We start from the raw sequence: 4,599 nt of genomic DNA, 5'->3' as shown, positions 1-4,599 counted from the left end.
GAATACGGAAAACACAGCGCGGTCCGCAAGATGGTCGATGGCGTAGTCGCGCCATTCATTGGCGGCGACCATGCGGCCGTAGAGCCTGAGGATCTGGTCCAACTCGCGGCGGTCGAACCGCACCGGCTGATCGAGACGTTCGCGTCGCGCCTCGTGCAGCGGGATCAATATCGCGGATGCGTCCCCATCCCCCGTCCCGCCGCTGTCATCGGTCATGCCTCGATCCTTCAAAATGAATCTTTGCCAACCAAAGTTGGCGTGTTCGCGACTGAATTGCAAGGCCCGGCGAACCAAGCCCCGCGCCGCGCTGTTTCCGTCACGTCCAGTCACTTTTATGAAACGCCGTGTTGGAATTGGTGATGTTCCGCCACATTTCTGCCTTTTTTTATCCGCGCTCATGCCCCAATGTCCGACGAATTTACCGGTGTTGCCTGAGACGGTTCGGTCCGGCACCGGCTCGTAAACCCCAAGCCCCCCGCCCACGGGTCTGCGTCGGATCGAACCAACCTCGGTTCTTCTTCGGAAGAATCGGGTGCGACGATCCCAAAACCTAAATGACCGACGTCAGAAGCAAGCTGACGTCGGTTTTTTATTGGGTGAGAAGCGGTTCGCGCAGCGAACGAAAAGCCAATTGCTTGGCTTTTCGAGCTTCGAACGCCCTGAGCCTGCGAAGGGCCGGGCGTGGTTAGTCGATCCACCCTGCCGGGTCCGCGCTGCTTCGCAGCGTCCCGGCGTTCGCCGGCCTTCATCGTGCCACCGGCACGATGAATTCGCCTTCGACGAACCGGCTGCTCGCCCCACAAGGGGAGAAGGAAAGAAGGCCTTAAGGCTTGTGGATGAACGCGGCGCCGAGAATGGGACCGGGCATGCCGTCCTTGCCGACCGACTGCAGCAGCACGGCGCAGCCGCCCTTTTTGGCAATCTCGCTCATCGGCAGTTCGTAGCGTTGTGCCTTGCCATGCCACATGCCGGCGGTCTGTATCCCGGTGACGGCGTTCCAGTAGGTCATCTTGCGGCCGGTGTTCTCGCCCTCGCCGACCTTGACCGTCTGCGGCGGGTCGAAATAGACGATGACGACATGGGCGTCGCTGGGGCCGTTGCCGGCATCGCCGGCGTCGATCGTCACACGGTCGCTGGTGCGGCTGACCTTGACGGCGACGCGCATGCCTTCGCCGCTCTTGGCCATGCGGGCGAGCGCGCCATCGACCTCGCCGCGGCTGGCACCGTTGACGTGGACACGGCCATTGATAACGGCCTGCGGCGTATAGACGGAGCGGCTGCCGAAGGCGCGCATGTAGTCGTATTGCCGCTCGGTGTTCTCCTTGCGGCCCAGCGTATCCTGCCAGCCGAGATAGTCCCAATAGTCGACGTGATAAGCGAGCGCGACGATATCTTCCTTGGCGGCAAGTTCGGAGAACAGCGTATCGGCCGGCGGGCAGGAACTGCAGCCCTGGCTGGTGAACAGTTCGACCACGCCCAATGGCCTGTCGATCTGGGGCCTGTCGATCTGGACCCGGTCGGCATGGGCGCGATCGGATTCGCCGGCATGCCCGGCGCCGGCAGACGCCGAGAAGGCCAGCGCAAGAGCTGCCAGCCACAATGATTTTCGCGAGGCCATGGCCATTCCGATTCCCGCCGGTGGTGCCGGCTTTATCTTGATTGCTAAAATATGTGGCAGAACCGGAAGTCAACGGGAAGTCACGTTGCGGTGAAATTTTGCCATTGCAGCCGACCGCAACCCCGCAATAGGAAGGATCTGCGCTTCAGGATAGAAACCGATTCGGGCGGCAATCACGATGTGGCAAACGTTTTTGGCGCCAGTCGACCTCTATTGCGAGCGGACCGGCCCGGAATTCTGGTCCGAACCGGTAAACGCCCTGACCAACCTCGCCTTCATCGCCGCCGGCCTGTGGGGCGTGCGCGAGGTACGAAGGCTGGGCACCGGCGCCTTCGCCGAGGTGCTGGCCTGGTGGGTGGTGGCGATCGGCATCGGTTCGACGATCTTCCACACCTTTGCCACCAAGGGCACAGTCTGGGCCGACGTGCTGCCGATCGCCGGCTTCACGCTGGCCTACACGCTGTTCAATCTGCGCCGCTTCCTCGGCATGCGATGGGGCAAGGCCATTGCCATCTTCATTGCCTTCTATGTGCTTGCCGGGGCGATAACCCTTGCCGTGCCTGACTGGCTGCGCCAGGCGTCGAACGGTACGACGGGCTATCTGCCGCCGTTCCTGGCGCTCGCCTTCTTCGGTGTCTGGGTGACGGTGAGCGGCAATCGCGCCGGCTGGTATAATCTGGCGGGATCGGCGATCTTCGTCGTGTCCGTCATCTGCCGGATGATCGACCCGGTGATCTGCGGCAGCTTTCCGCTCGGAACGCACTTCCTCTGGCACATCCTCAACGGCGTGATGCTCGGCGTGCTTTTGGCGGCAGCGGCGCGGTTTGGGAAGCCTAAGGTAGGCAGTAGGCAGTAGGCAGTAGGCAGTAGGGGTCTCTATTCCCTACTGCCTAGTCCCCTATTCCCTAAGCTGCAAGATCGCGCAGCACGTATTGCAGGATGCCGCCGTTCTTGAAGTAATCGAGCTCATCCAGCGTATCGATGCGGCAGATGATCGGCACGTTCTTCACCGTGCCGTCGCCATAGGTGACCTTGGCGATCATCGTCTGGCGCGGTTTGATGGTGCTCAAGCCGTCGATCTCGACCAGCTCGTCTCCCTTGAGGTTGAGCGATGCCCATGAGGTGCCTTCCTCGAAGACGAAGGGAATGACGCCCATGCCGACCAGGTTCGAGCGATGGATGCGCTCGAAGGACTGGGCGATGACCGCGCGGACACCAAGGAGATTGGTTCCCTTGGCCGCCCAGTCGCGCGACGAGCCGTTGCCGTATTCGACGCCGGCGAAGACAACCAGCGGCACGCCTTCCCTTTTGTATTCCATCGCCGCGTCGTAGATCGATTCCTCTTCCTTCGACGGGTAGTGGATGGTGTAGCCGCCCTCGCGGCCATTCTCGCCCAGCATGTGGTTGCGGATGCGGATGTTGGCGAAGGTGCCGCGCATCATCACCTCGTGGTTGCCGCGCCGCGTGCCGTACTGGTTGAAGTCGGCGACGCCGACGCCGTGGTCGGTGAGGTATTTGCCGGCCGGCGAGGCCGCCTTGATCGATCCGGCCGGCGAAATGTGGTCGGTGGTGATCTTGTCGCCGAACAGGCCGAGCACGCGGGCGCCCTTGATATCGCCGATCTTGCCGAAACCTGACGTCATGCCGGCGAAATAGGGCGGGTTCTGCACATAGGTCGAGTTGTCGTCCCACGCATAGGTCTGGCCTTCCGGCGCCTTGACGTTCTGCCAGTACTCGTCGCCTTTGAAGACATCGGCATATTTGCGGGCGAACAGCTCGCGGGTGACGTTCTTCTCGATGAACTCCTGGATTTCGGCCGAGCTCGGCCAGATATCCTTGAGGTAGACCGGCTCGCCGTTCTTGTCCTCGCCTAGCGGCTCGGTGGTCAGGTCCTTTGTGACGGTGCCGGCCAGCGCATGCGCGACGACCAGCGGCGGCGACGCCAGATAGTTGGCCTGCACGTCGGGCGAGACGCGGCCTTCGAAGTTGCGGTTGCCGGACAAGACCGCGGCAGCGATCAGGCCCTTGTCGTTGATGGTCTTCGAGATCGGCGCCGGCAGCGGCCCGGAATTGCCGATGCAGGTGGTGCAGCCGAAGCCGACCAGGTTGAAGCCGATCTGATCGAGTTCCTTCTGCAGGCCGGATTTCTCCAGATACTCGGCCACCACCTGGCTGCCCGGCGCCAGCGAGGTCTTCACCCACGGCTTCTGCTTCAAACCGAGGCGGTTGGCGTTGCGGGCCAGGAGGCCGGCGCCGATCAGCACGCTCGGGTTCGAGGTGTTGGTGCACGAAGTGATGGCGGCAATGACGACATCGCCGTGACCGAGATCATGGTCGGTGCCTTCGACTGCGTAGCGCTTGGAGATTTCGGCGGCCTTCTTGTATTCGGTCTCCATCGCCTTGGCGAAACCTTCCGGAATGCCTTCAAGGGCGACGCGGCCCTCGGGCCGCTTGGGTCCGGCCATCGACGGCACGACGGAGCCAAGTTCCAGCTCGAGCAGATCGGTGAACACCGGATCGGTCGAGCCGGTCTCACGCCACATTCCTTGAGCTTTGGCATAGGCCTCGACCAGCGCGATGCGGTCCTCGCTGCGGCCGGACATTGTGAGGTAGCGGATGGTTTCCGAGTCGACGGGGAAGAAGCCGCAGGTGGCGCCATATTCGGGCGCCATGTTGCCGATGGTGGCGCGGTCGGCCAGCGTCATGTTGGAGAGGCCCGGCCCGAAGAACTCGACGAACTTGCCGACGACGCCCTTCTTGCGCAGCATCTGGGTGACGGTGAGCACGAGGTCGGTGGCGGTGACGCCCTCTTTGAGCTTGCCGGTGAGGCGGAAGCCGATCACCTCAGGCAAAAGCATGGAGACAGGCTGGCCGAGCATGGCCGCCTCGGCCTCGATGCCGCCGACGCCCCAGCCGAGCACGCCAAGGCCATTGATCATGGTGGTGTGCGAATCGGTGCCGACGCAGGTGTCGGGATAGGC

Annotated in this window: 4 protein-coding genes; 1 reads left to right on the top strand and 3 read right to left on the bottom strand. The window is 62.8% G+C overall.

Annotated elements, in window-relative coordinates; all coding sequences use genetic code 11:
* Both EN984_RS23555 and EN984_RS23550 read right to left on the bottom strand, forming a co-directional pair.
* The coding region (locus EN984_RS23555; protein ID WP_127383977.1) for a DUF2794 domain-containing protein at window positions 1-216 on the bottom strand (216 nt) is incomplete at its 3' end.
* Window positions 217-823: 607 nt separating this feature from the next.
* Window positions 824-1,624, bottom strand: a complete 801-nt coding sequence (locus EN984_RS23550; protein WP_127269003.1) for a thioredoxin family protein — start codon at window positions 1,622-1,624, stop codon at window positions 824-826.
* Window positions 1,625-1,796: 172 nt separating this feature from the next.
* Here EN984_RS23550 and EN984_RS23545 point away from each other — a divergent pair, with 172 nt between their 5' ends.
* Window positions 1,797-2,474 (top strand): ceramidase domain-containing protein, encoded by a 678-nt coding sequence (locus tag EN984_RS23545; protein WP_127269002.1) that lies wholly within the window; start codon window positions 1,797-1,799, stop codon window positions 2,472-2,474.
* A gap of 49 nt (window positions 2,475-2,523) precedes the next feature.
* Here EN984_RS23545 and acnA read toward each other — a convergent pair.
* Window positions 2,524-4,599: aconitate hydratase AcnA (acnA, locus tag EN984_RS23540; RefSeq protein WP_127383976.1), on the bottom strand; the 2,076-nt coding region annotated here is incomplete at its 5' end.

Source organism: Mesorhizobium sp. M7A.F.Ca.CA.004.12.1.1, from assembly GCF_003997835.1.
Classification (GTDB): Bacteria; Pseudomonadota; Alphaproteobacteria; order Rhizobiales; family Rhizobiaceae; genus Mesorhizobium.
The sequence above is the reverse complement of the archived record's forward strand: the minus strand, read 5'-3'. Positions and strand labels throughout refer to the sequence as shown.